This window comes from Pseudalgibacter alginicilyticus (genome assembly GCF_001310225.1).
In the GTDB taxonomy this organism is placed as follows: domain Bacteria; phylum Bacteroidota; class Bacteroidia; order Flavobacteriales; family Flavobacteriaceae; genus Pseudalgibacter; species Pseudalgibacter alginicilyticus.
The window spans coordinates 890,832-917,686 of sequence record NZ_CP012898.1; the positions used below are offsets into that span (position 1 = coordinate 890,832).

Annotated in this window: 19 protein-coding genes; 10 read left to right on the forward strand and 9 right to left on the reverse strand. The window is 32.6% G+C overall.

Going from position 1 to position 26,855, the window contains the following annotated elements; all coding sequences use genetic code 11:
* Positions 1–5: 5 nt before the first annotated feature.
* On the reverse strand, positions 6–1,451 hold the full coding sequence (locus APS56_RS03670; protein ID WP_082379239.1) for a response regulator: 1,446 nt from the start codon (positions 1,449–1,451) through the stop codon (positions 6–8).
* 147 nt (positions 1,452–1,598) lie between these two features.
* Between APS56_RS03670 and APS56_RS03675 the strand changes: the two genes are divergently transcribed.
* From APS56_RS03675 to APS56_RS03695, 5 genes are all read left to right on the forward strand, one after another.
* Positions 1,599–2,639: a GMP reductase gene (locus APS56_RS03675; protein ID WP_054724879.1), complete on the forward strand. Its 1,041-nt coding sequence runs from the start codon at positions 1,599–1,601 to the stop codon at positions 2,637–2,639.
* 104 nt (positions 2,640–2,743) lie between these two features.
* Positions 2,744–3,748 carry a sugar kinase gene (locus tag APS56_RS03680; protein ID WP_054724880.1) on the forward strand — a complete coding sequence of 335 codons (1,005 nt, stop codon included), beginning with the start codon at positions 2,744–2,746 and terminating at the stop codon, positions 3,746–3,748.
* Between the two features lie 235 nt (positions 3,749–3,983).
* Positions 3,984–7,310: a transglutaminase family protein gene (locus APS56_RS03685; RefSeq protein ID WP_054724882.1), complete on the forward strand. Its 3,327-nt coding sequence runs from the start codon at positions 3,984–3,986 to the stop codon at positions 7,308–7,310.
* Between the two features lie 26 nt (positions 7,311–7,336).
* Positions 7,337–9,895 (forward strand): circularly permuted type 2 ATP-grasp protein, encoded by a 2,559-nt coding sequence (locus APS56_RS03690; RefSeq protein WP_054724885.1) that lies wholly within the window; start codon positions 7,337–7,339, stop codon positions 9,893–9,895.
* Positions 9,892–10,785, forward strand: a complete 894-nt coding sequence (locus tag APS56_RS03695; RefSeq protein WP_236778457.1) for a transglutaminase family protein — start codon at positions 9,892–9,894, stop codon at positions 10,783–10,785. Before APS56_RS03690 ends, APS56_RS03695 begins: the two co-directional genes overlap by 4 nt.
* A gap of 204 nt (positions 10,786–10,989) precedes the next feature.
* Here APS56_RS03695 and glyA read toward each other — a convergent pair whose 3' ends face one another.
* Positions 10,990–12,261 carry a serine hydroxymethyltransferase gene (glyA, locus tag APS56_RS03700; protein WP_054724887.1) on the reverse strand — a complete coding sequence of 424 codons (1,272 nt, stop codon included), beginning with the start codon at positions 12,259–12,261 and terminating at the stop codon, positions 10,990–10,992.
* A 300-nt stretch (positions 12,262–12,561) separates the two neighbouring features.
* On the opposite strand from glyA, the gene APS56_RS03705 reads away from it, so the two are divergent.
* Positions 12,562–13,743 carry a hypothetical protein gene (locus APS56_RS03705; RefSeq protein WP_054724889.1) on the forward strand — a complete coding sequence of 394 codons (1,182 nt, stop codon included), beginning with the start codon at positions 12,562–12,564 and terminating at the stop codon, positions 13,741–13,743.
* Positions 13,744–13,821: 78 nt separating this feature from the next.
* Here the strand turns inward: APS56_RS03705 and ytxJ are convergent, their stop codons facing one another.
* On the reverse strand, positions 13,822–14,220 hold the full coding sequence (gene ytxJ, locus APS56_RS03710; RefSeq protein WP_054724890.1) for a bacillithiol system redox-active protein YtxJ: 399 nt from the start codon (positions 14,218–14,220) through the stop codon (positions 13,822–13,824).
* A gap of 233 nt (positions 14,221–14,453) precedes the next feature.
* On the opposite strand from ytxJ, the gene clpB reads away from it, so the two are divergent.
* Together clpB and deoC are read left to right on the forward strand one after the other, a co-directional pair.
* Positions 14,454–17,060: an ATP-dependent chaperone ClpB gene (gene clpB, locus APS56_RS03715; protein ID WP_054724892.1), complete on the forward strand. Its 2,607-nt coding sequence runs from the start codon at positions 14,454–14,456 to the stop codon at positions 17,058–17,060.
* Positions 17,061–17,402: 342 nt separating this feature from the next.
* A complete protein-coding gene (gene deoC / locus APS56_RS03720) occupies positions 17,403–18,146 on the forward strand; it encodes a deoxyribose-phosphate aldolase (protein WP_054724894.1) in 744 nt (247 codons plus the stop codon).
* An 11-nt stretch (positions 18,147–18,157) separates the two neighbouring features.
* Here deoC and APS56_RS03725 read toward each other — a convergent pair whose 3' ends face one another.
* The 6 genes from APS56_RS03725 to APS56_RS03750 all read right to left on the reverse strand — a co-directional run bounded on the left by APS56_RS03725 (position 18,158) and on the right by APS56_RS03750 (position 24,792).
* The gene (locus APS56_RS03725; protein ID WP_054724896.1) at positions 18,158–19,003 is read right to left on the reverse strand and encodes a 5-oxoprolinase subunit C family protein; all 846 of its coding nucleotides are present in this window, start codon (positions 19,001–19,003) and stop codon (positions 18,158–18,160) included.
* Positions 18,996–19,730: a 5-oxoprolinase subunit PxpB gene (gene pxpB / locus APS56_RS03730; RefSeq protein ID WP_054731132.1), complete on the reverse strand. Its 735-nt coding sequence runs from the start codon at positions 19,728–19,730 to the stop codon at positions 18,996–18,998. The genes APS56_RS03725 and pxpB overlap by 8 nt, the downstream gene beginning before the upstream one ends.
* A 2-nt stretch (positions 19,731–19,732) precedes the next feature.
* A complete protein-coding gene (pxpA, locus tag APS56_RS03735; RefSeq protein WP_054724898.1) occupies positions 19,733–20,473 on the reverse strand; it encodes a 5-oxoprolinase subunit PxpA in 741 nt (246 codons plus the stop codon).
* 16 nt (positions 20,474–20,489) lie between these two features.
* Positions 20,490–21,617, reverse strand: a complete 1,128-nt coding sequence (locus APS56_RS03740; protein WP_054724900.1) for a DUF2891 domain-containing protein — start codon at positions 21,615–21,617, stop codon at positions 20,490–20,492.
* 198 nt (positions 21,618–21,815) lie between these two features.
* A complete protein-coding gene (locus APS56_RS03745; RefSeq protein WP_054724902.1) occupies positions 21,816–23,351 on the reverse strand; it encodes a YifB family Mg chelatase-like AAA ATPase in 1,536 nt (511 codons plus the stop codon).
* Positions 23,352–23,535: 184 nt separating this feature from the next.
* Positions 23,536–24,792 carry an alginate export family protein gene (locus tag APS56_RS03750; RefSeq protein WP_054724903.1) on the reverse strand — a complete coding sequence of 419 codons (1,257 nt, stop codon included), beginning with the start codon at positions 24,790–24,792 and terminating at the stop codon, positions 23,536–23,538.
* A gap of 358 nt (positions 24,793–25,150) precedes the next feature.
* Between APS56_RS03750 and APS56_RS03755 the strand changes: the two genes are divergently transcribed.
* Together APS56_RS03755 and APS56_RS03760 are read left to right on the forward strand one after the other, a co-directional pair.
* On the forward strand, positions 25,151–26,329 hold the full coding sequence (locus APS56_RS03755; protein ID WP_054724905.1) for a molybdopterin molybdotransferase MoeA: 1,179 nt from the start codon (positions 25,151–25,153) through the stop codon (positions 26,327–26,329).
* 1 nt (position 26,330) lies between these two features.
* Entirely contained in the window at positions 26,331–26,669 is a 339-nt protein-coding gene (locus tag APS56_RS03760) for a winged helix-turn-helix domain-containing protein (protein ID WP_054724907.1), read from the forward strand.
* Positions 26,670–26,855 lie beyond the last annotated feature (186 nt).

Genomic DNA, 26,855 nt, shown 5'->3' on the forward strand with positions numbered 1-26,855 from the left:
AAGAACTATTCTGGCATTTTTTTAGGCGTGTATTTAATTAATAGATCTTTTAATTTCTGAACTTCAATAGGTTTTGCTAAAAAATCATCAATACCTACTAATTTAGCATTAGCAATATCTTCTTCAAAAGCACTAGCAGACACCGCTATGATAGGGGTTTTGTTTTCAGCATACCTTTTACTTTCTTTAATTAATTTTGTAGCCTCATAGCCCGTCATTTCTGGCATATAAATATCCATAAAAACCATATCAAAATCTAAGACATCAAATAACTTAACAGCTTCTAAACCGTTTTTTGCAAACGTACATTCTGCACCTTGTTGTTCTAACAAAAATTTTATTACTTTCTGATTCATTTGATTATCTTCAGCTACAAGTATATTGAATTTGTTATCAAATTTATTTAGCAATAAGTTTTTAGGTACTATTTCTTCAACTTTTAAGTTCAAGGTCTTTTTCAATTGTAAACTGAAATAGAAAATTGACCCTTCATTTTCTTTTGTTTCAATTTTAAGTTCACCACCCATCATTTTCACTAACTGATTGGCTATTCCCAAACCTATACCTGCACCTCTATAATGCTGTGTTGTAAATGACTTGCCATAATTAAAAGCATTAAAAATTCTTTCTAACTCGTCTCTCCGCATACCAACACCAGTATCTTTTACATAAAAAGTTACAATTTGCTCATCATTGTGCGCCACTGTTTGATCAACAGTTATAGATATTTTTCCACTATTTGTAAACTTTATAGCATTATTAATCAGATTAATAAGCACTTGCTGAATACGAGTAATATCTCCTAATAACAAAAACTTATAATCTTTGTCTGGTAAAAATTTAAATTCAAATTCCAATCTTTTATCCCAGGCCTGATATTCAAAGACCTTAAATAGCTTTGTTAAATCAGACTTCAAATCCATAGCCGCAATGTTTAAAGCAACCTCTCCTTTTTCAACTTTTGAGTTATCAATAATCATATTTACAAGCTGCATTAAATGCTCTGAGCTATATTCAGCTATTTCTAACTGCACACGCTGATCCACATCTAACTCAGTATCCTTAAGCATATTAATCATCCCCATAACGGCAGTAAGTGGGGTGCGGATTTCATGACTCATATTGGCAATGTACACTGCTTTATTATCTGCATCTTTTTCAGACGCTTCCAAAGCTTCTTCTAAATATTTTGTCTGAGTTTTAATTTTTAAATGTATGGCTCTCAAATCACGAATGAGTTGTTCTGCCAAAAAATTAATAAGAATTGAAACAGCTATAACTATTAAGATGATGGTCGAAAAATTAACATACACATTATCAAAAAATAAATTGCCTTCAATTTTATCAACATAGTAATACCCTATAAAAATAGCCGTAATCATAAAAATGATAGTACAAAAGGACATTACCAATCTTGTTTTAAAAGATTTTATAGATTGTTGAGGCGACATATGTATAATTAGATTTTAACAAACATATTTATATTAAATAACATACCAAAGCTATTATTATATTTTTAGCAAGTATATTTTTTAGTTTTTTAATCATTTTAAAAAGTCAAAACTCTTATTTTTGATTTCATCTAAATTACAAATAATATGCGGATTGAATATGATATTAAATTAGGCTTTAAAGATGTAATGATTAGACCCAAACGCTCTACCCTAAAAAGCAGATCTGAGGTTGATTTAAATCGAAATTTTAAATTTTTACACAGTCCATTTTCATGGGAGGGTATTCCTATCATGGCTGCAAACATGGATACCGTAGGTACTTTTGATATGGCAACAGCTCTTTTTCAAAAAAAAGTTTTTACAGCCATTCATAAACACTATTCGTTAAATGAGTGGAATCAATTTTTATACAAAGCACCAAAAGGTATTGAAGATTATATTGCAGTAAGCACAGGTATTAGCAAAAAAGATTTTGAAAATTTATCTGCTATTTTAAAAACACATCCTCATCTAAAATTTATTTGTATTGACGTTGCAAATGGCTATTCTGAATATTTTGCGAATTTTGTAAAAAAAACCAGGAAACAATATCCTAAAAAAGTCATTATTGCTGGAAATGTTGTAACAGGTGAAATGGTTGAAGAATTATTACTTTCAGGAGCTGACATTATTAAAGTGGGTATAGGCCCTGGATCTGTTTGTACTACTCGTGTAAAAACAGGTGTTGGCTACCCCCAACTTTCTGCTATTATTGAATGTGCTGATGCAGCACATGGTTTAGGCGGACAAATTATTAGTGATGGAGGTTGCTCCATTTCAGGAGATATAGCCAAAGCCTTTGGAGCTGGAGCAGATTTTGTTATGCTTGGAGGTATGTTAGCGGGTCATGAAGAAAGCGGTGGAGATATAATCAATAAAAATGGGAAGCCCTATCGTAAATTTTACGGTATGAGTTCCTCTACGGCCATGGATAAACACGTTGGAGGTGTTGCAGAATATAGAGCTAGTGAAGGCAAAACCGTAGAAGTCCCTTATAGAGGCCCTGTAGAAAATACTATTCAAGATATTTTAGGAGGTTTACGAAGCACTTGCACATACGTTGGAGCACATAGGCTAAAAGAGCTTACCAAACGAACTACTTTTATTAGAGTTGCTGAACAAGAAAATAAGGTTTATACTAAATAGTTTCTATAACTTCATTTTTTTCTAGCAATTAAGAAAATAATCAAATAACAAACTTTATTGTTGAAAATCCCTATATTTATAAATACTAAAACAAACACGAATAAATGGATCAAATCATCACCTTTGGAGAAGTTTTAATGCGCTTATCCCCAGAAGGAAACAAAAAGTTCATTCAAGCTAATTTATTAGAATTTTATTTTGGAGGAACCGAAGTAAATGTAGGAATATCAATTTCTAATTTTGGTGGCAATGTTAAACATATTAGCTGCGTACCAAATGATTTTTTAGGAGATACTGCCATGGCTTTTTTGCAAAAATTTGGAGTTAGCACGTCTGCTATTGTTCGTTCTAACAGACCGCTTGGCGTGTATTTTTTAGAAGTTGGTGCTGTCATGCGCCCCAGTTCCATTTCATATAACAGATCGCATTCATCATTTTCTGAAATTCAGCCATCTATGGTAGATTGGGAGTTTGCTATGGCAAAAGCCAAATGGTTGCATTGGACAGGTATTACACCTGGACTCACTAAAGGGGCTTACGAAACTTTAAAAGTAGGTTTAAAATTAGCAAAAGAAAAAGGTATAGAGGTTTCTGCAGATCCAACTTACAGAAGTGGTTTGTGGAAATATGGTGAAAATGCTAAAGATGTATTAACTGATTTACTTTCTTATTCTACAATTTTTATTGGAGGTATTAATGAAATGAATGAAGTTTTAGGAACTAATTATTCATATTCTAATGAAGATTTTATTAACGCTAGTAAAAAATTGATGGAAAAGTTCCCAAACATTAAAAAAGTATTTGATAAAATTAGAACTTCTATAAATGCATCTTGGCATAAAATACGAGCTAGAATGTGGAATGGTACTGAATTTAGAGAGACCAACGATTTTGATATCACTCATATTATAGACCGAATAGGAACCGGTGATGCCTTTGCCGCGGGATTAATTTATGGACTTCAAAAATTTGATGACTATAAATCCATGGAATTTGCTAGTGCAGCTTGTGCCTTAAAACATACTTACGAAGGCGATGTAAACTATGCCACCGTAGATGAAGTTATGGGAATTTTAAATGGAAATGTTTCAGGTGTTTTCAAAAGGTAATTTGAACTTATTTTAAATTGTTTTTTTACTTAAAACTACTATCAGAGGCCTACAGAAGTATTTACTGTTTAGCTTAGCATTTTTCATACAATAAAAAAAGAATATCCTAATTATCATAATATTAATTTTTACATATAAAAAATATGCATTTGATATTCTTTTAATTTTTCAAGATTAAGCAGTATTTTTTCAATAAAAAAACACTTAAATTGTACTTTAATTTAACATTTAATACATGGCGTTAAAAATTGTAATTTCACATAAAACTAAATATAAATACGACAGACCTGTTTCTTTATCTCCTCATATTTTTAGGTTAAGACCCGCACCACATAGCAGAACGCCCATTGAAGCTTATTCCATAAAAATTAAGCCAGAAAACCAATTCTTTAATTGGCAACAAGACCCGTTTGGAAATTACATGGCACGCCTAATTTTTCCAGATAAAACTACAGAACTCTCCATTGATGTTGAAATTATTGCCGACTTAAAAACCATTAATCCATTTGATTTTTTTGTTGAAGAATCGGCTGAAGAATACCCCTTTGTATATTCCGAAACAACAAAAAAAGAACTATTACCTTATTTAGAAATTACAGAAAGAGGTAAGCTACTTGAGGAGTTTATAAAAACCATTGACTATACACCAAGAAAAACCATTTATTTCTTAATTGATATTAACCGAAAAATATATGAATACTTAAACTACAATATCCGTATGGATCCAGGCGTACAAACCTGCGAAGAAACACTTGGTCAAAAAAATGGATCCTGTAGAGATTATGCATGGCTATTTGTTCAAACATTGCGTCACTTAGGTTTTGGGGCACGTTTTGTATCGGGTTATTTAGTTCAGCTAAAATCAGACCAAAAATCATTAGACGGTCCTTCTGGTCCTGAAGAAGACTTTACTGACTTACATGCTTGGGCAGAAGTTTATTTACCTGGAGCAGGTTGGATTGGATTTGATGCTACCTCAGGCTTATTAGCAAGTGAAGGTCACATTCCCTTAGCTTGTACACCTACTTTTGAAAGTGCTGCGCCTGTCACAGGCATGACAGATATTTGTGAAACAGAATTTGAATTTGAAAACTCTGTAAAACGGATTTTTGAATCACCAAGAGTTACAAAACCTTATACCGAAGCCCAATGGAATGCTATCTACAAATTAGGCTTTAAAGTAGAAAAACAATTAGAAAAAGGAGATGTTCGTTTAACTATGGGGGGTGAACCTACATTTGTATCTATTGACGATATGGAGTCGCCTGAATGGAATACTGAAGCTGATGGCCCTCACAAAAGAGAATTAGCTAAAAACTTATCTACCAAATTATATGATGAATTTGCAAAAGGAGGTGTTTTACATCAAGCCCAAGGGAAATGGTATCCTGGTGAACCGTTACCACGTTGGCAAATTGAAATTTGTTGGAGAAAAGATGGTAGAAACATATGGCATAATAAAAAATTATTATCCTTATTTTCAGACAATCCGATAGTTCCAAAAGATGCCGATAAAATATTTTTAAAAACCCTTTCTAAACATTTAGGTATTACTGATAAAAATATCATTCCAACTTACGAAGATGCTTTTTATTTTATGTGGGAAGAGGGTAAGCTTCCTATAGATATTGATCCTACAAAAGACGATGGTGCACTATTAGTTAAAAACAAATTAAAAGAAATTTTAAAAGATGGAAAATCAAAAGCTATAGGTTATGTATTACCTCTAAATAATTCCATGGGCACTTGGTATACCAGCGAATGGGTTTTTAGAAGAAAACACTTATTTTTAATTCCTGGCAACTCCCCAATTGGATTGCGTTTACCTTTAGACTCTTTAATAAGAAAACCAGAACATGGCGAATTCCCTAAATTTGACCCCGATAATTTTTCTATTAAAGGAAGACTCCCTAGTTTTAAGAAAACTGCATCAGAACGTTTTGATAGAATTGAAAAAGAAGGAGCTAAAGAGAATAATAAATACTTTATAAGAACAGCTTTATGTTCAGAAATTAGAGAAGGTAAACTATATTTATTTTTACCTCCTTTAGATTCAGCAGAAATCTTTTTAGATTTAATAGCCTCTATTGAAGCTACGGCAAAAAAGCTTGAGATACCTGTTGTTTTAGAAGGATACGATCCACCAAAAGACTACCGTTTAGAATCGATGAAAGTAACTCCAGACCCTGGAGTTATTGAGGTAAATGTACATCCAGCTAAAAACTGGGGAGAACTCACTCAAAATACTTTAAAACTTTATGAACTCGCTAAAGAATCTCGTTTAGGTACCGAAAAATTTATGTTGGATGGCAAGCACACCGGAACTGGAGGCGGAAATCACGTGACCTTAGGAGGACTATCTCCTGCAGATAGTCCACTATTGCGTAAACCAAGTTTATTACGTAGCTTACTCACATTTTGGCAGCACCACCCTGGACTTTCGTACTTGTTTTCAGGAGCCTTTATTGGACCTACAAGTCAAGCACCAAGAATTGATGAAGCTCGTATGGAAAACTTATATGAACTAGAAATAGCATTTAGTCAAATTCCTAAAGATGGCGAGGTTCCTTTTTGGTTAACTGATAGATTATTTCGCCATTTATTAACTGATCTAACAGGAAACACCCACCGTGCAGAATTCTGTATCGATAAATTGTATTCTCCAGACTCATCATCAGGCAGGTTAGGCATATTAGAACTTCGTGCATTTGATATGCCACCACATCCACAAATGAGCTTAATGCAAAACCTTTTAGTACGTACTCTAGTAGCATGGTTTTGGAATAAACCTTATGAACATGATCTAGTGCGCTGGGGTTCAGAATTACATGATAAGTTTTTAATTGAACATTATGTTAGAGAAGATATTAAGGATATTGTAGATCAACTAAACAGAGCGGGTTATAAATTTGAAGAAGATTGGTTTGATCCATTTTTTGAATTTAGATTTCCTCTTCATGGCATGGTAGAAATTAACAACATTCATTTAGAGTTGCGTGCTGCTATAGAACCATGGAATGTTTTAGGTGAAGAAATGACTGGAGGAGGAACTTCAAGATATGTAGATTCCTCTGTAGAACGTATTCAAGTTAAAGTAAATCATTTTATTGAAGAACGATTTGTACTTACTTGCAATGGTGTAAAAGTGCAATTAAACAGTACAGGTGTTCATGGTGAATTTGTTGCTGGTGTTCGCTATAAAGCATGGAATCCATACTCATCTTTACATCCATCTATTGGTGTAGATACCCCATTGGTTTTTGATATTGTTGATACTTGGAACAAACGTTCCATTGGAGGTTGCACGTATTATGTAGCACATCCTGGTGGACGTTCGTATGACACCTACCCTGTAAATAGTAATGAAGCAGAATCAAGAAGAATCAATCGTTTTTGGGAATTTGGCCATACCCAAGGCGAAATTATAGAAAACGAAGCCATTGTTCAAGGTGGAGAAAGTTCAAAAAAAGTAAAAAAACAAGGTAGTTCTAAAAAATTCAGCTATAAAGAACTCCCTATAAATTTTGAGTTTCCTTATACTTTAGATTTAAGAAAAAAATAGTACATTTTAATTGATAGTAATGCGGTATGATTGTAGATAGGAATATATTATTTAAAAATTATTTTTCTGGTGTAAAAAATTATGATGAAGTATTAAAGTCTAATATGTCCATCAATCCATATTGGGAAAAACTACTCAATAACCTAAATCAAATAGGATCTAAAAATTTAATATCCAAACAGAATGAGATTGATTGGTTGATGAGTGAAAATGGGGTAACCTATAATGTTTACAACGACCCAAAAGGCATGAATCGTGCATGGAATTTGAATATTGTACCTTTTATTCTTTCTCAAAACGAATGGGAACACATTGAAAAAGGTATTAAACAACGGTCCGAATTATTAAATCTTATTTTAAAAGATATTTATGGAAAACGGGAACTTATAAAAAATGAAATTATTCCTCAAGAAGTTATTTATGCACATCGAGGTTTTTTAAGACAATGCGATCAAATTCAATATACCACAACTAAACACCTGTTAATACATTCTGTAGATTTATCTAGAGGTCCTGATGGACAATTGTGGGTAGTAAACGATCGCACACAAGCCCCCTCAGGCATGGGTTACGCATTAGAAAATAGATATTCAATTAGTAGAGTACTTCCTAATATTTTTAAAGACATAAGTATCAAACAACCCTCCAACTTCTTTCAAGATTTTAATCAAATGTTGTTGGATGCAGCTCCTCAAAACAAGGAAAATCCTACCATTGTAATTTTAAGTCCTGGACCTCATAACGAAACCTATTTTGAACACGCATATTTAGCATCTTTCTTAGGCCACCCCTTGGTTTATGGAAATGATTTGGTTGTGAGAAACGGCAAGGTTTGGATGAAATCATTAAAGGAACTCAAACAAGTAGATGTTATTTTAAGACGTGTGGATGATGTTTTTATGGATCCATTAGAATTGAGAGAAGATTCATATTTGGGAGTTGCAGGGCTTCTAGAGGTTATTCGTCAACAAAATGTAAGCATCATAAACCCCATTGGTAGTGGTATTTTAGAAAACTCTGGGCTAATTCCTTTTATGAATGCTATTTGCAAATATTTTTTGAAAGAAGATTTGATACTACCACAAATAGCGTCTTGGTGGTGCGGACAAGAAAAAGAACGCAATTACGTTATAGAAAATCTTGAAAATTTAGTTGTTAAACGTATTGACCGCTCCAATAGAGAAAATATTTTTTTCTGTGAGTTTTTAAATGAGTCGGCCATAAAAAACTTAAAAGCTGATATCCAAGCAAATCCGTACCACTTTGTAGCACAAGACAAAATATCATTTTCAACAGCTCCAGACTTTGTCAATGGTAAGTTGGAGCCACGAAAAGTTATGTGCAGAATGTTTTCTGTGGCTAAAAACAACACATACAGCATCATGCCTGGAGGATTAGTTCGAGTAGCTGCAGAAAGAGAAAATCTATTTGTTTCTAATCAACGCGGTGGTATTAGTAAAGATTTTTGGATTCTTACAGATGAACCACAAACTAACATTCAAAACTACGCTTGGGATACTTCATGTAAAATTCCTATTTCAGATATTAATGATTTACCTAGTAATACTGCTGAAAACCTCTTTTGGTCTGGCCGTTATTTAGGTAGAGCTTTAGTTACCGCTCGATTTTTAAGAATGGTATTAAATAAAATGAATAGCATCCAATACAATAACCGCAAATCACAATCCGATAGCTTGCATTTTCTTTTCCAATCCTTAACTAACATAACTTATACATTTCCTGGTTTTGTAGGTAAAGAAAGAAAAGAAGCTTTAAAAAACCCACTAAATGAAATTCAATCTTTAATGCTTGATAAAACGAGAGTTGGTAGTTTTGCACAAACCATGACTAGTTTTAACAACTCCTATTATTCTTTAAGAAACTTATGGTCTAAAGATATGTGGCGGGTATTTGATAGCATTCAAAAATTATGGTCTAAATTTAATGAAAACAAAGATTATTCTGTTTCTGAATTAATCAAACTCTTAGACCGCAATATAACGCGCTTAATTGCTTTCATGGGTCTTATTGAAGAAAGTATTTTAGTTGAACAAGGTTTACTTTTATATTTTATAGGTTTACAACAAGAACAGGCCATGATGAACGTTGAAAAATGCCGTTCACTTTTAGTTTTTAACCATGATAAGGTAACCCAATATGAAATACTTGAATCCTTATTAACCAGTCACGAAAGTCTGAATATTTACAGATATAGCTATCGCTCCTACTTGAGTGTAGAAAATGTCATTCAACTTATTTTATTAGACAAGGAATATCCTAAATCCTTAACCTATCAACTTAGGCGGATTCAAAAAGACATTGATCGTTTGCCTCATTCAGAAAGTATTGGAAAGACTACACAATGTCAAATTTTTATTAATGAAGCCAATAAAAAAATTCAAAGTTTAAATGTAGAATTCCTAATGGAATTAAATAAAAATGAGAGTTTAAGACAAAATTTAGACGATGTACTATCCGAGTTGAGCGATTTACTTCATGAAACTTCTATGGCTATTTCCGATACCTATTTTAATCATTCATACCAACAAAAACAATTGGTTAATCAAAATTTTCCACTATCATGATAACATTTCAAATATCTCATAGTACTAGTTACGATTACTCTAGTGGTGTTACATTTTGTCATAATATAGCTACCATAAAACCAATGAATATGTTAGGTCAAACTTTACTTGAGTATACTTTAGAAATTAGCCCCATACCATCAGAAATCTCAGAAAAATTAGATTTTTTCGGAAATACCGTTACACGTTTTTCCATTCAGAAACATCATGAAAAATTAGTAGTTATAGCAAAAAGCAAAGTACACCGTGATTATACATTACAACCCAATATTGAAGAGTCTAAATCTGGAAAATCAATTACTTTAAACGAAGCCATTTTAGCTTTAAAAAGTAATGATACAGATATTTTAGAAGCGCGGCAATTTATTTTAGAATCTATTTTAATTGCTAAAATATCACCAGATATTAAAGCCTATGCAGAAATATCATTTAAACCTAATAGACCAATATTTGAAGCCGCTTTTGAATTAATGCAACGTATTTATACAGATTTTGATTTTGATACCGAAGTCACCAACGTAGCCACCCCTATTCACGAGGTTATGAAAGAAAAAAAAGGTGTATGCCAAGATTTTGCACAAATAGCTATTGCCTGCGTCCGCTCTGTTGGCTTACCTGCCAGATATGTTAGTGGTTATATTGAAACTCTACCACCACCTGGAAAAGAAAAATTAGTTGGTACTGATGCCTCACATGCATGGTTTTCTGTTTATATTCCTACTTTTGGATGGGTAGATTTTGACCCTACCAACAACCAAATTCCAAAAAATCAACATATTATTGTATCCTATGGTCGAGATTATTATGATGTGCCACCACTTAAAGGCGTTATTTATAGTACTGGTAAAAACAAAATGCAAGTAGCCGTAGATATTCGGCCGGCAGTATAGTTAACCAAATTTTTGCAATAGAACAAAACCAAAAAGACAAGAAAATAATCTAAGTTAAGTAAATATAAATTTACCCCTTACAACAATCTTTTCTCTTTTAAAAACTCATAAAAATTAAAGTAAAAGAAATCCTGCATAAAGCAGGATTTCTTTTTAAACATATTTAAAACAGTCTCTTATATATTGAATTATAAAAACAACATTTTAAACAAATAATGGTTTGCCAACCATCATAGCGTTTACTTTTGCTTTTACAGTCTCTAAAACAGTTTCATCTTCAAAATTGGTTATTACTTCGTCAATCAATTCTACAATAGCCACCATATCAACTTCTTTTAAACCTCTAGTTGTAATAGCTGCTGTTCCTAATCTAATTCCAGAAGTTACAAATGGTGATTTATCATCAAAAGGTACCATATTTTTATTTACTGTGATATCTGCTTTAACCAAGGCTTGTTCTGCATCCTTGCCAGATAAGTTTTTGTTACGCAAATCCAATAACATACAATGGTTGTCAGTACCTCCTGAAATAATCTGATAGTCTTTAGCTACCAAAGCCTCTGCCATAGCAGCTGCGTTTTTCTTTACTTGCAATTGGTAGTGTAAAAAATCATCGGTTAATGCTTCACCAAAAGCAATGGCTTTTGCCGCAATTATATGCTCTAATGGTCCGCCTTGGTTTCCAGGAAATACAGCTGAATCCAATAAAGACGACATTTTACGTAAACTTCCATTTTTAAGTTTAATTCCAAATGGATTATCAAAATCTTGTCCCATCATAATCATACCTCCACGTGGTCCTCTTAAGGTTTTATGAGTTGTAGTTGTTACGATATGGCAATGTGGCATCGGGTCGTTTAAAATGCCTTTAGCAATCAGACCTGCAGGATGCGAAATATCTGCTAGTAAAATAGCACCAACACTATCAGCAATCACTCTAAAACGTTTAAAATCAATATCACGAGAATATGCGGAAGCACCCGCAATAATTAATTTTGGCTGTTCTTTAGTCGCTATTTCTTGAATTTTATCATAATTTAAAACCCCAGTTTCTTGCTCTACTCCATAAAAAACAGGGTTGTAAAGTTTTCCTGAAAAATTTACTGGTGAACCATGTGTTAAATGTCCTCCATGAGATAAATCAAATCCTAAAATTTTATCACCAGGTGTTAAACACGCATGATAAACAGCTGTGTTAGCTTGACTCCCAGAATGAGGTTGTACGTTTACGTATTCTGCTCCAAACAAGGCTTTAGCTCTATCAATAGCTATTTGCTCCACTTCATCCACCACTTCACAACCGCCATAATAACGCTTTCCTGGGTAGCCCTCAGCATACTTATTTGTTAATACAGAGCCTGCAGCTTCCATAACTTGGCTGCTTACAAAATTCTCTGATGCAATTAATTCAATACCATGTAATTGGCGCTCTTTTTCAGCTTCTATAAGTTCAAAAATTTGTTCGTCGCGTTGCATAAATATATATTCTGGTTTTAGATTCGGCAAAAATAACAAATAGATTAGTTATACACATTAAAAAACACATATTTACCATGAAGTTTTCAACTATTTATAAACGATGAATTAAATTTCATGAATATTCATACCCGCAAATACACTATCAAATTCTTTATTTTAAATACCCTAAAGGAAAAAAAAAGACAGATTAAACCCTAACAAAACAACATATAAACGATTTATTACGCATTTAATCTATTATTTTCTTACTTTGGCACTCGTTTTCAAATTGTAAGCCAAATAAAAAACACATAGCAAATGAAAAAAACTTTACTTTTTGCAGTCGTAGTATTTCTACTAATTTCATGTAGCACACGAAAACAAATTGAAAAATCAGTACGTGTTGGCAACTATGATCAAGCCATTACCTACTCTATTGATAAATTAAAAACTAATAAAGACAAAAAAAGTAAAACAGATTTTATAGTCATGCTTGAAGAAGCTTTTAATAAAGCAACAGCACGTGATTTAAGCCATATAGATTTCTTAAAAAAAGATAACAATCCTGAAAATTACATTCGCATATACGATGCCTACATTGACCTAAAGAATCGTCAAGAACGCATTATGCCTTTATTACCTTTATATATAAATGACCGAGAAATAAACTTAAATTTTAATAACTACGACAATCAAATTATAAATAGTAAAAACAATGCTGCAGAACAGATTTACAAAAATGCTACCAAATTATTAAACGCCTCCAATAAACTTGACTATCGAATAGCCTATGACTATTTACGAGACATAGAAGACATAAACCCTAACTATAAAGACGTACGTGAACTCATAGATATTGCTCATCAAAAAGGAACCGACTTCGTTTTAGTAAATATGATTAATGATTCTGATAAAATTATTCCTGTTCGCTTAGAAAATGATTTACTAAATTTTAGTAGTTATGGTTTAAATAATTTTTGGGCAGTATATCATGGTACCCCTAAAGAAAAAATTGATTATGATTTTAATATGCGTGTTTATTTAAGAAATATCAACATTTCACCTGAACAAATTAAAGAACGACAAATCATAAAAGAAAAGCAAATTGCTGATGGCAAAACTAATTTATTAGATGAGCGTGGCAACACGGTAAAAGACAGTCTTGGCAATAACATACAAATAGATTATATGAAAACAGTACGCTGTGAATATTATGAGTTTAAACAATTTAAATCAACACAAGTAGTTGGAAATGTAGAATATGTAAATCTAAAAAGCAAACAACTCATTGATGCGTTTCCGATAACTAGCGAGTTTGTTTTTGAACACATTTACGCAACATCTCAAGGTGATCGTAGAGCATTAGAAACAAGTTTAATCCCTTTTTTAGAAAAACGTGCTGTTCCATTTCCTACTGAAGAACAAATGATATATGATACTGGAGAAAACTTAAAACTCAAACTTAAAAATATTATAAATTCATATACCTTCACTAAATAAGTAAAAATCCCTTTTAAAATATAAAATACCTCCAAACAGTATTTAACTGTTTGGAGGTAGTTTTATAAGGTATAAATTTTAGATAAACTTAACTAAATCAACTTCATTTATTTGACCATGCGAAGCATACTCAACTACCTCTCCATTTTTAATAACCAAAATCTGAGGCGATTCATGCACAACCTGAAACCTATATCCTACTTCATTAGAAACTTCACGAAAATTTAATAAATCTAAATAATACAAATCTAAATCCTGTTCCGAAAAGCCATAGCTTTCAACAAACTGACTCATTACCATTCTACTTATACCACAACGGGTAGAATGTTTAAAAATAACTTGTGTTTTTATTTTTGACTTTTCCTGAATAATATCTAATTGCTCTAAAGCATCTAAAGCAATCCATGGCAATATTTTTTCTTCTTTTTTATCAGATACACCCTTAGATGATCCAAATATTTTATCTATCAATCCCATTTCTTTATGTTTATTTTTTTTGTAATTTTAGTAGAAATTCTCCGTACCATCAATAAGTCGGAACAAACTTCAAATCTTACAGACTGACTAAAAGTCACATAGACATACACTAAAAACAGACATTTTGTCTTTACATGTGAGTTGGTAAGATTATTGACTTAATAGATTATAAAAGTAAGATATTAAATTTAACAAACACATTCCTGAAAAAAGGATGATAAAAACATCATACAATGAACTTAAATAATTTTACAATAAAATCACAAGAAGCTATACAGCAAGCACAGCAGGTAGCTCAAGGTTATGGACATCAACAAATAGAAAACGAACACATTTTCAAAGGGATTTTTGAAGTTGACCAAAATGTATTACCATTTATTTTAAAAAAATTGAATGTCAATATTCCCATACTTGAACAAGCGATAGGCAAACAATTAGAAAGCTTATCAAAAGTATCCGGAAGTGAATTAATGCTATCTCGCGAAGCAAGTAAAACCATAAATGAAGCATCTATTATTGCTAAAAAAATGAATGACGATTTTGTTTCTGTCGAACATTTAATACTTGCAGTTTTTAAATCAAAAAGCAAAATAGCACAAATGTTAAAAGACCAAAGCGTAACTGAAAAAAGCTTACAAGCTGCTATCAATGAATTACGTAAAGGTGAAAATGTAACCTCACAAAACCAAGAAGAGACTTATAATGCCTTAAATAAATATGCTAAAAACTTAAATCAATTAGCTAAAGATGGAAAGTTAGACCCTGTTATTGGTCGTGACGAAGAAATCCGTAGAATTCTTCAAATTTTATCTCGACGTACTAAAAACAATCCAATTTTAGTTGGCGAACCTGGAACTGGAAAAACAGCTATTGCTGAAGGACTAGCACACCGTATCATTGACGGAGACATACCAGAAAACCTTAAAAACAAACAGATTTTCGCTTTAGACATGGGAGCACTTATTGCAGGCGCTAAATACAAAGGTGAGTTTGAAGAACGTCTAAAAGCGGTTATCAAAGAAGTTACTTCTAGTAATGGAGATATTGTATTGTTTATAGACGAAATCCACACCCTTGTTGGAGCAGGTGGCGGACAAGGCGCTATGGATGCTGCAAATATTTTAAAACCCGCTTTGGCAAGAGGCGAATTACGCGCCATTGGAGCTACCACTTTAGACGAGTACCAAAAATACTTTGAAAAAGACAAAGCCTTAGAACGTCGTTTCCAAAAAGTTATGGTATTAGAACCTGATACCGAGAGTGCCATATCCATACTTCGAGGCATAAAGGAAAAATATGAAACCCATCATAAAGTACGTATCAAAGACGAAGCTATAATTGGCGCTGTGGAATTATCACAACGCTACATTACTAACCGTTTTTTACCTGACAAAGCAATTGATTTAATGGACGAAGCTGCTTCAAAACTACGCATGGAAATCAATTCCAAACCAGAAGAGTTAGATGTTTTGGATAGAAAAGTTATGCAATTAGAAATCGAAATTGAAGCCATTAAACGTGAAAAAGACGAAAACAAATTAAAATCCTTACGTTCTGATTTAGCAAATTTAAAAGAAGCTAGAAACGAAATATTCGCAAAATGGAAAAGCGAAAAAGAAGTGGTTGACAACATTCAAAACACCAAACAAACCATTGAAAACCTTAAAATTGAAGCTGAAAAAGCAGAACGAGAAGGCGACTATGGAAAAGTAGCTGAATTACGTTATGGAAAAATTAAAGAAGCGCAAACAACCCTGGAAGCACAACAAGAAATTCTATCAAATCAAGATGAGCATTCTTTAATAAAAGAAGAGGTTACTTATGATGATATTGCCGAGGTTGTAGCAAAGTGGACAGGCATACCTGTTACCAAAATGCTACAAAGTGAACGTGAAAAACTATTAAAATTGGAAGACCAACTGCACAAACGTGTAGTAGGCCAAGAAGAAGCCATAACAGCCGTTAGTGATGCCGTAAGAAGAAGCCGTGCTGGATTGCAAAACCCACAAAAACCAATTGGAACTTTTCTGTTTTTAGGAACCACAGGAATTGGAAAAACAGAACTTGCTAAAGCATTGGCTGAATATCTTTTTGATGATGAAAATGCCATGACACGTATTGATATGAGCGAATACCAAGAACGTCACGCTGTTAGCAGATTGGTAGGCGCGCCTCCAGGATACGTAGGTTATGATGAAGGTGGTCAATTAACAGAAGCTGTAAGAAGAAAACCTTATTCTGTAGTACTTTTAGATGAAATAGAAAAAGCACACCCTGACACATTTAATATTCTTTTACAAGTATTAGATGAAGGCCATTTAACCGACAACAAAGGTCGTGTAGCTGATTTTAAAAACACCATTATAATTATGACATCCAATATTGGAAGCCATATTATTCAAGAACGTTTTGAAGCCACAAAAGACATTGATTCTGCAATTGAAGCCGCTAAAGTTGATGTGCTTGCCTTACTAAAACAAAGTGTTCGACCAGAATTTTTAAACAGAATTGACGATACCATTATGTTCACTCCGTTAAACAAAGAAGACATAACAGCCATTGTAGGCTTACAACTAAAAGGTATTACAAAAATGATTGCCCAACAAGGTATTACTTTTGATGCCACACCACAAGCAATTGAGTATTTATCAAACAAAGGCTACAATCCAGAATATGGAGCAAGACCTGTAAAAAGAGTGATTCAAAAAGAAGTTTTAAACGCATTGAGTAAAGAAATATTAGCAGGAAAAGTAACAACAGATAGTATCATTCTTTTGGACGCTTTTGACGATACATTAGTATTCAGAAATGAAAGCGACTTAGTTACTGACAAAAGCTAATATGCAATAAAAAGTAAACTTTACTGTTAATTAATAATTGTCTTTTTGTTTAAAACAAAAAGACAATTATTATTTTTTCAGCAACACAAAACCCCATTATAACCAAACACTAATGTATTTTCATCAAAAAAACACGACATAATTTATGATTATAACAAATTAAAAACTAATTGATTAATAATATCAACAGCTCTTTGTTGATAAAAAAAACTTAACTTAAAAATCTAAAATCCATATAAATACGTAAATTAGCATACAGAGAGTCCCAAAACTCCAATATAAAAACTTAACAATTAATTTGGCTTACCCCTACAATAAGCCTTAAAACACCTACTTATAACAATGGATATATCCAATTACATTGACTTTACCCTATTACATGCCACAACAACTGAACGAGATATTATTGACTTTTGCTACAAGGCTAAAGAAAATAAATTTTATGCTGTATGCGTAAATAGTGCCTATGTTCCATTAGCAAAACAACTATTAGAAAACACCAACATAAAAATATCAAGCGTTATTGGCTTCCCTTTAGGTGCCACATCAACCGCCGCTAAAATTTTTGAAGCAAAAAAAGCTATTGATGATGGTGCAGACGAAATAGAAATGGTTATCAATATTGGACTTGTTAAAAGTAAAAATTATGTATCAGTCTTAAGAGACATTACTGATGTTAAAATTGCAATAGGAAAGACTCCCTTAAAGGTGATTTTGGAAATTTCAGAACTCAATAAAAATGAAGTTATAAAAGCCTCCGAAATATGTATTGACGCTAACGCAGATTACATTAAAACTTCAACTGGATTTTCAAAAAATGGCGCTACGCTCACTGTTGTAAAAATTATAAAAAAGACTGTTAGAAATAAGATAAAAATTATTGCTTTTGACGGCATCAACGATTACGAAACCGCCTTAAAATATATTGATGCAGGCGTAGAAAGAATAGGCACCATCTTACCCATAGAAACAACTGAAAATTCACTTCAGATTAGAAATACTAAAATATACAGACGATATATAGAAACCGTACAAAACTCAGATTATTCAATGCCAATACAACAAAAAAAGCAAATATTAGAATAACGTTCAAAACATTACAAACACTTAAAACAAACAGTTTGTCCCGTAAATTTTTGAGCCAATACATTTATAGCCGATGCCTTTAATTGTAAAATCCTAGGATACCCCCCTGTTGTTTGACAATCACGCATTAAAATAATAAGTTTTCCTGACGGTGTTAATTGCACTGTTCCTGGAAGTACGGCAGAAGTTAATATTGGTTTTAGATCGTTTTCTACATAGGACTCTAACTGATAAGCCATACGACTATTATCTTTTGAAATTCTAAATGATTTAGAAAACAATAGGTTTTGCTGCAATTTGGTGAGTCTATTAAATTCCGGACCTTCAAACACTTCTATGTACTTCGAATTAAAATAAGATTGATCTACTTTGAGTGAAGCGTTTTTTTTACTCAGCAATCTTTGCGCATCCGAAAAAAATAAAACATCATTTTTTTTAATTACAAAGGGATCCGTAATACCTTTATACATGCTTTGACTACGCAATACAATTTCAGTTTTAAAACCTCCAAAAACCGCCAAATAGCACCTAAAACCAAATTTTAAAGCTCCAAAAGACAACACATCACCAGAGGAAACAGAAATACATTCATTAATTTTAATAAATGTACCATTCAACTCTGGAGACATATCTGCACCAGATACACAAATATTAGTATCAAAATTAAATTGAAGTATTGGTCCTGTCATAGTCATTTCCATAACAGCACAGTTTATATCGTTACCAAGCAACACATTTGCCACACTTGCAGCATACTGATCCATTACGCCTGAATACGGCACACCGTATTTCTGAAACCCAAAACGCCCAAAGTCTTGAATAGAATCATAAAATCCTGATTTTAAAACACTAATCATTAACCACCTCACTTTCTAATTGAAATACTTTGGCGTCAACTAAAATTTTTATTTTTTTATATTCCTGAAGCGAAATGGGATAAAAAACAATAGTATCCCCTGCTTTAGCGAAACATGGAATTTTCTTGTTCACATCAAAAAAATCAATAGGAGAATTCCCTATGATATTCCAACCACCAGGACTTTCATTTGGATACACACCCGTTTGACCTCCCCCAATAGCTACCGCACCTTTTTCCACCTGTAGTCGTGGCGTAGATTTTCGAGGCAACCAAAGCTTTTCACTCAAACCTCCTAAATATAAAAAACCAGGTAAAAAACCAATAAAATACACAGTGTAAACAGATTCCGAATGAAGCCGAATAATTTGTTCTTTTGTCAACTTTTTCTCCTTTGAAATTAAATCTAAATCGACACCAAAATTTGCATCATAACATACAGGGATTTTCCATGAAACCGTTTCCGTATTAATTATTATTTCTTTTGAACGATAGATTTTATCTATACACTGTATTTCCTTTGCAAAATCTTTAATAAAAACATCGTATATAATTAATAATGAATTATATCCGTGTTTCATCTCTACTAAAGATTCAATATTGTTATTTTCTATTTTTTGTATAAAACTTGTAATATCTTTTAAAATAACAACATCAATACCCTCTGGCCATTCTACCAAAATAGCACGTTCTCCAAATGGCTTATATACGGGTTTAAATTCTACCAAAATCAACTTATCTGAATACCTTTTCTTTCTAATTGCATTCTTAAATTTTTAATTATGTCAACCACATTTGAGTTATCACCATGCAGACAAAACGTTTCTGCTTTGATAGGCTTTTCTTTGCCACTTATCGTCTTTACTTTTTCGGCTTCTATCATTCTAAAAACATGATTAAAAACCATATCACTGTTATGAATAACAGCATCTTTTTTGCTTCTTGAAACTAAACTTAAATCGTCATTATAATTTCTATCCGCAAATGCTTCATAAGCTATTGATATGTTATTTTTAATTGCTAAGTCTTCTACTATGGATTTATATGGAACAAAAAGCTTTACAGAACACTCCAAACTAATCACGACATCAATTATTATTTTAGCTATACGTTCATCTAAAGCTGCTAAATTGTATAACGCCCCATGCGGCTTTATATGATGAAGCTCAATCTGCTGATCTTGCAAAACCTTATACAAACTACCTATTTGTTGTTTTAAACTATCAAATAATGCAACAGAAGACATATTCATTTTAACTCGTCCGAAATTGATTTTATCAGGAAACGACGGGTGTGCTCCTACTTTAACCTCATAATGTTTAGCCAAACTAACAACCTGTCTCATTGTTTCAAGGTTACCAGCATGTCCCCCACAAGCAATATTACAAGCAGAAATGTAAGGCATTAATTCTGCATCATTACCTATTCCCTCCCCCATATCAACATTAATATCAATCCGTTTGCTTTGCATTCAAATTAATTTAAAATTAATACTCTTCTGAAACTGAATTTAAAGCATAAATAGCAAAACTCCCCAACCAATGCCCCCCTTCATAACTATCTCCAAAAATACTTGGCAATGAATAATTAATATGCTGATTGGCTATGTTTTTCAGATGAGCATATTCTGGTAAATCTTCAGAGATTTTATTCAAACTCCAAGCCCGAGAAAAATTAACACCATCCAGATGTACTAAATGACCATCAGTTCTATCAGAAACCATACCGACTTCTAAAGTAAACGTTTTATTTTTTAATTCTGGCAAAAAAGCAGACAACCAATGTTCATATTCATCTAAAGACAATAATCGCTTCATTAAAGCAGCCTCTTCTAAGCAAGGCGATAAAAAATCTGCTCCACTAGGCTCCCAAGACATCGGACAATTCTCATCTTTTAAAAAGAAATATTTTGCACGCTTTGCAATAGCTGTTTGTAAGACTTCATTATTAACCGCTACAGCATAATCATATGCAAAAGACAAACCAAAAGCTGTATTGGAATGTGTCCCTACGCGCTGAGAATAGTTTAATTTAGGCAAAAACTCCACATATTTTTCAACAATCAAATCAGTTAACGGTTGCAGATTACTCTCCAATACCCTAGCCGTTTCATCATCCCATGTATATAATTCTTCTGCAAGCTTCAACAACCAAGCCCAGCCATAAGTACGCTCATATGATTTATTATGTTTACCATAAAAATACCGTACCTCAGCCTCAATGTTTTCTTTAGATATATTTACAAGAAGGCGTTGCTTAATTTCTTCAGCATTATCAATGTTCGGAAATTGTTTTAATAAACTAACCAGACTCCAATGCCCATGCACAGAAGAATGCCAATCAAAACAGCCATAAAATGCAGGATGCAATTGGATTGGCGATTGCAAATCTTCTTCACTACCTAACGTTTGCCCCAACCGATTGGGGTATTCCGTATTTATGCAATGCAAAGGCAGTTCCACCAAAGCATTGGCTTGTTTTAAATCAAGTTTAGGAATAGTTTCTAATTTCATTTCAACCGAAGAACCAATAAGCTTAGGATCTTGATTTTCTTTTTTTAAATTGTTGCAACAAACAACCAAAGTTGCTACAAAAAATACGAGTAGATTTTTCATATTGTAAATATAATTGATAGCTATTAATTGTTAGGACTTTATTTGCTCTAAAGCAAGCATACTGAAAACAACAACCCAGACGTTTAAATGAGTTCATCTTTTTTTTCACTAATTAAGTGCAACTTAAAAAAATATACTGGGTTCCCAAATATGGAAAATAAATATATTAAGCAAAAACAAATTAAAAAAGCTTCAGATTTACCCCAACCACCCTTCTCGATCCAAACTTCGGTATTGAATCGCCTCACTAATATGTGAACCATCAATATGCTCAGCACCTTCTAAATCCGCAATCGTACGAGCCACCTTCAAAATTCTATCATAAGCTCTAGCAGATAAATTTAAACACTCCATAGCCGTTTTTAACAACTGCTTAGACCCTTCATCTAACGCACAATATTTACGAATTTGCTTAGTATTCATTTGCGCATTATAATGCACAGTACCACTTTCTGTAAAACGCTGGGTTTGATACTCCCTAGCCTTAGTTACTCGTTTTCTTATATCTACTGAAGTTTCCCCTTTTCTGTCATCCGAAAGTTTTTCAAAAGGTACAGGCGTCACCTCTATATGAATATCTATTCTATCCAATAGAGGCCCAGAAACCTTGCTTAAATACCGTTGCATTTCAGCAGGACTAGAAGTTACCGGCGCATTAGGATCATTAAAATATCCACTTGGACTTGGATTCATGCTAGCTACCAGCATAAAACTACTTGGGTATGTAACAGTAAATTTAGCTCGAGAGATAGTTACTTCCCGATCTTCAAGAGGTTGACGCATCACTTCCAAAACTTCTCGCTTAAACTCCGGCAATTCATCCAAAAACAACACCCCGTTATGCGATAAAGAAATCTCTCCAGGTTGCGGATAACTTCCTCCACCAACTAACGCTACATTTGAAATAGTATGATGAGGACTTCTAAACGGACGTTGCGCCATCAAACCGGAGTCTTTTACACGCCCTACAACCGAATGTATTTTTGTAGTTTCCAACGCTTCATTTAAAGTCATAGGCGGCAAAATACTAGGCAACCGTTTTGCCAACATCGTTTTCCCAGCGCCTGGAGGACCAATTAAAATAATATTATGCCCTCCAGCTGCAGCTATCTCCATACAGCGCTTAATGCCCTCCTGACCCTTAACATCTGAAAAATCAAACTCTGGAAAATCTAAGTTTTTTTCAAACTCTTCTCTAGTATTAATTATAGTTTGTTCTAAAGCTTCACCTTTATCAAAATAGTCTATAACTTGTTTAATATTTTCAACTCCATAAACCTCTAAATTATCAACAATAGCAGCTTCTTTTGCATTTTGAACAGGAAGAATAAACCCTTTAAAACCTTCTTCCCGTGCTTTCACAGCAATAGGCAAAGCTCCTTTCAAGGGCTGCAAACTACCATCCAGCGACAGCTCTCCCATAATTAAATATTTCTCTAAATTTTCTGCCTGAATTTGTCTAGACGATGCCAAAATCCCGATAGCCAAAGTTAAATCATAAGCCGAACCTTCTTTTCTTAAATCAGCAGGAGACATATTGATAATAATTTTTTTCCCAGGAATTCTATAACCATTATTCTGAAGTGCAGCTGCAATACGAAAATTACTTTCTTTAATAGCATTATCAGGCAAGCCCACCAAATGATACCCTACACCTTTATCTGTATTTACCTCAACTGTAACAGTTGAAGCCTCAACACCGAAAACCGCACTAGCAAAAACTTTTTTAAGCATATTTTTAGTTTACTGCTTAAATGTAAGAAATGTATTTTATATGTCATCCTGTAGAACGATTCAATCTTCTAAAAACTTGTAATCTAATTACAAATTAAAAATTTAAACAAACGTAAGTTCCCTTACCTCTAACCCAATCATAAAATAAAAAAACTCACTAAATTAAGATTTTACATCCAAAAACTTAATTCAAAAACTTAGGCTTTATTACCAACATAGCCCACCCCCAATTTTGCATATCTGCAGCAACATTTTCAGCTACATTTTTCAACTCATACATACCATTACTTGGAAACATTTGAGAATATCCCAACAATAAACTATATCCTTTAAATTTCTTAGAAAACACCAAATCTATTTCCGTTCCTAATAATTTTTCACCACTTGTCAACGCCTGCTCTCCTCCAAAATTTAAAGCTTTCACCGTAAAATTTGATGTTTCACTTAATATAAAATTAGCACTGACATGCAAATCAACCAAACCAATATCATTCGCATGATTCCCTACATAGAAATAATCCATAAATCCGTTAAATTTATGATTAGTTCCATACAAAGGAAAGAACGCTTCTGAATCTGAAGTCTCGTCATCGTTTCCACTTATAATCTCAAAACCTGCACCTAAGACCACTTTAGGAGCCACCTTATAAGTTACATCAAAACCTAACAAGTAAGCACCTATTACATTATCTCCCATTTGAAGAAAAGCATTTACTCCCACCCCTAAACTTTCTTTTTTATACTCTATATGCGTCCCGAAAGTTTGTAAATTATTTACACCATCAGGCGTTACATTATCGGTTTCATATTTTTGAAAACCATTATTCAACACCAACAAACTACCTGAAAAATTATCCCAAGTATGTTTTAAATATAAATATTGCATCGTTTTATATGAAAAATATCCTGTTGTTTCATAAACCGTTGATACCGATTGAAACCCTGTTGGATTAGAATAATCTTGATTAAAAGCCAATCCAAAATCTGCTACAAATTTTCCTTTACTGTATTTCAACAAAGCAGCATCATGATTACGACCTTGTTGCGCCCAATCTAAACCTCCAAAAATTCTTTGATCGTCATACGAAATAACTTGACGCCCTAATTTAGTTGAAAAACCTTCTCCTAAATTAATATCTGCCCAAGCTTGAAAAACAGCAAATGAGTTATTTTGATCATAAGGCAAAATTTGTCTGTTTTCACCCCAAACCATAACATCTTGAAAACTCACATAGAATTTATAAGCATCTACATTATATCCTGCATTTAAACGGATTCTTGTTGAAACCCCAAAACCCGGATCTGCAACATCTGATATAAGACCTCCAAAACCGTTTCTATATTCTGTACGAGGTCTAAACTCACCATCTAACACAAATTGAGCTTGCACAAATTGAACCACCAGAGTTAAAATCCCTATTACTAAATATTGTTTTTTCATTGTTTTTATTTTAATAGTTGTTTCTTATTATTTTCCCCCTATTTCTAATGTAAACTTTATAAACACCACTTCAAAACACAAGTATAAATTACTTAGTTGTAATTTAATTTACAATCAAAAGATTATTTTTTGTTAATAAAACCTGTGTAACACACTACAATAATAAGTAATAATACTTAATTAATAAGTAAAAATACTTATTTTTAAAGAAACCATACTAAACCACCATTAAAACTTTTAATAAATAAAAAAAAATGATGAATTATAATCAAAAACACTTTTATTCAAAATATATAATACTCTATTTTATTGAAGCCTAACTTATTCGCTATATTTGCTCATATACAACGTTATTTATATGATTTCAATTGAAGAAGCAATTCAAATAGTAAAAAAAACTACCAAACCACTTTTAGGTGAAACTATAAAACCTATTGAAAAATCTGGTGGTTATAAGCTTTTTAAAAATGTTTATTCTGATATAGACATGCCTCCTTTTAGGCAAGCTGCTATGGATGGCTATGCACTTCATTTACATGATGGCCTTACATATAATCTTATTGGAGAAATAAAAGCAGGAGATAATTTTCAACCTTATATAAAAAAAGGAGAGGCTGTTCGCATATTTACTGGCGCCGCAGTTCCTGATACCGCTCATGCTGTCATAATGCAAGAAAAGGTTAAAAATATAGGCAATCAAATTAATATCGAACATAACATTTTAGAAAACCATAACATTCGCCCAGTTGGTGAGCAAGTTAAAAAAGGAGACTTAGCTCTAAAAAAAGACACTAAATTAACACCTGCGGCTATTGGGTATTTATCGTCATTAGGTATATCTGAAATATCAGTTTACAAAAAACCAAGTATCGCTATAGTAACAACTGGAAATGAATTAATTGAAGCCAAAAATAAATTAGGCTATGGTCAAATTTATGAAAGTAACTCTAAAATGCTTCAAAGCGCACTTTACAATTTAAAATTTTATGATGTTACTATTCACAAAATCAAAGACAATTATAATCAAACTGTTACCAAACTAAATGATCTTATAATTAATAAAGACTTAGTAATTATTACTGGAGGAATTTCTGTTGGTGATTATGATTTTGTTGGAAAAGCCCTTAACCAATTAGAGGTCTATGAACATTTTTATAAAGTAAAACAAAAACCAGGCAAACCCTTGTACTATGGAAAAAAAGAAAACACACTTATTTTTGCTTTACCAGGAAACCCTGCAGCAGCTCTTACTTGCTTCTATATTTATGTTTATATTGCATTGCAAAACATGATGAATAATTACAATATTGAATTACCACGTATACAAGCAATATCCTTATCAAATTTTGAAAAGAAAGGTGACCGTCCACAGTTTTTAAAAGCCATTTACAAAAACGGCTCTGTAACCATTTTAGAAGGTCAAAGTTCTGCCATGCAACAAACATTTGCCATTTCCAATGCTCTAGTATTTGTTCCAGATTCAAAGAGTAGAATTAAAAAAAATGACCCTGTTGAAACTATTATATTACCCCTATAGTATGAATTACAAAATTAAAAGTCGAATTTGGATTGAACATGAAAATCATGTGCTTTTAGGCGAAGGCAGAGTCCTTTTGTTAAAAGCTATTGACAAAACAGGTTCTTTATCAAAAGCTGCAAAATCACTAAATATTTCATACAAAAAAGCTTGGGATTTAATTGATTCCGTTAATAAATCAGCTAAAACACCTGTCACAAAAAATAGTATTGGAGGTAAAGGTGGCGGTGGAGCTCAACTGACCGAATATGGAAAATCATTAGTTACTGTATTTGATGAAATAAATCAAAATTGCTGGGAATTTTTAGACTTGCAATTAGAAAAAATAAAACAATTATAATTTTAAGTACATAAACATATAAATATGACTGAAATAGATTGGATTGGGTTTAGTACTATAGAGTTTGCAGTAAAACAAACAACTATCAGGAAATGAACAAGATTGAAAAACAAATTACTAAAAAAGAAGTAAATACACTCAAATGTTGATTAAAAAAAATTCAAATGCTTTTAAACACAAATAGTA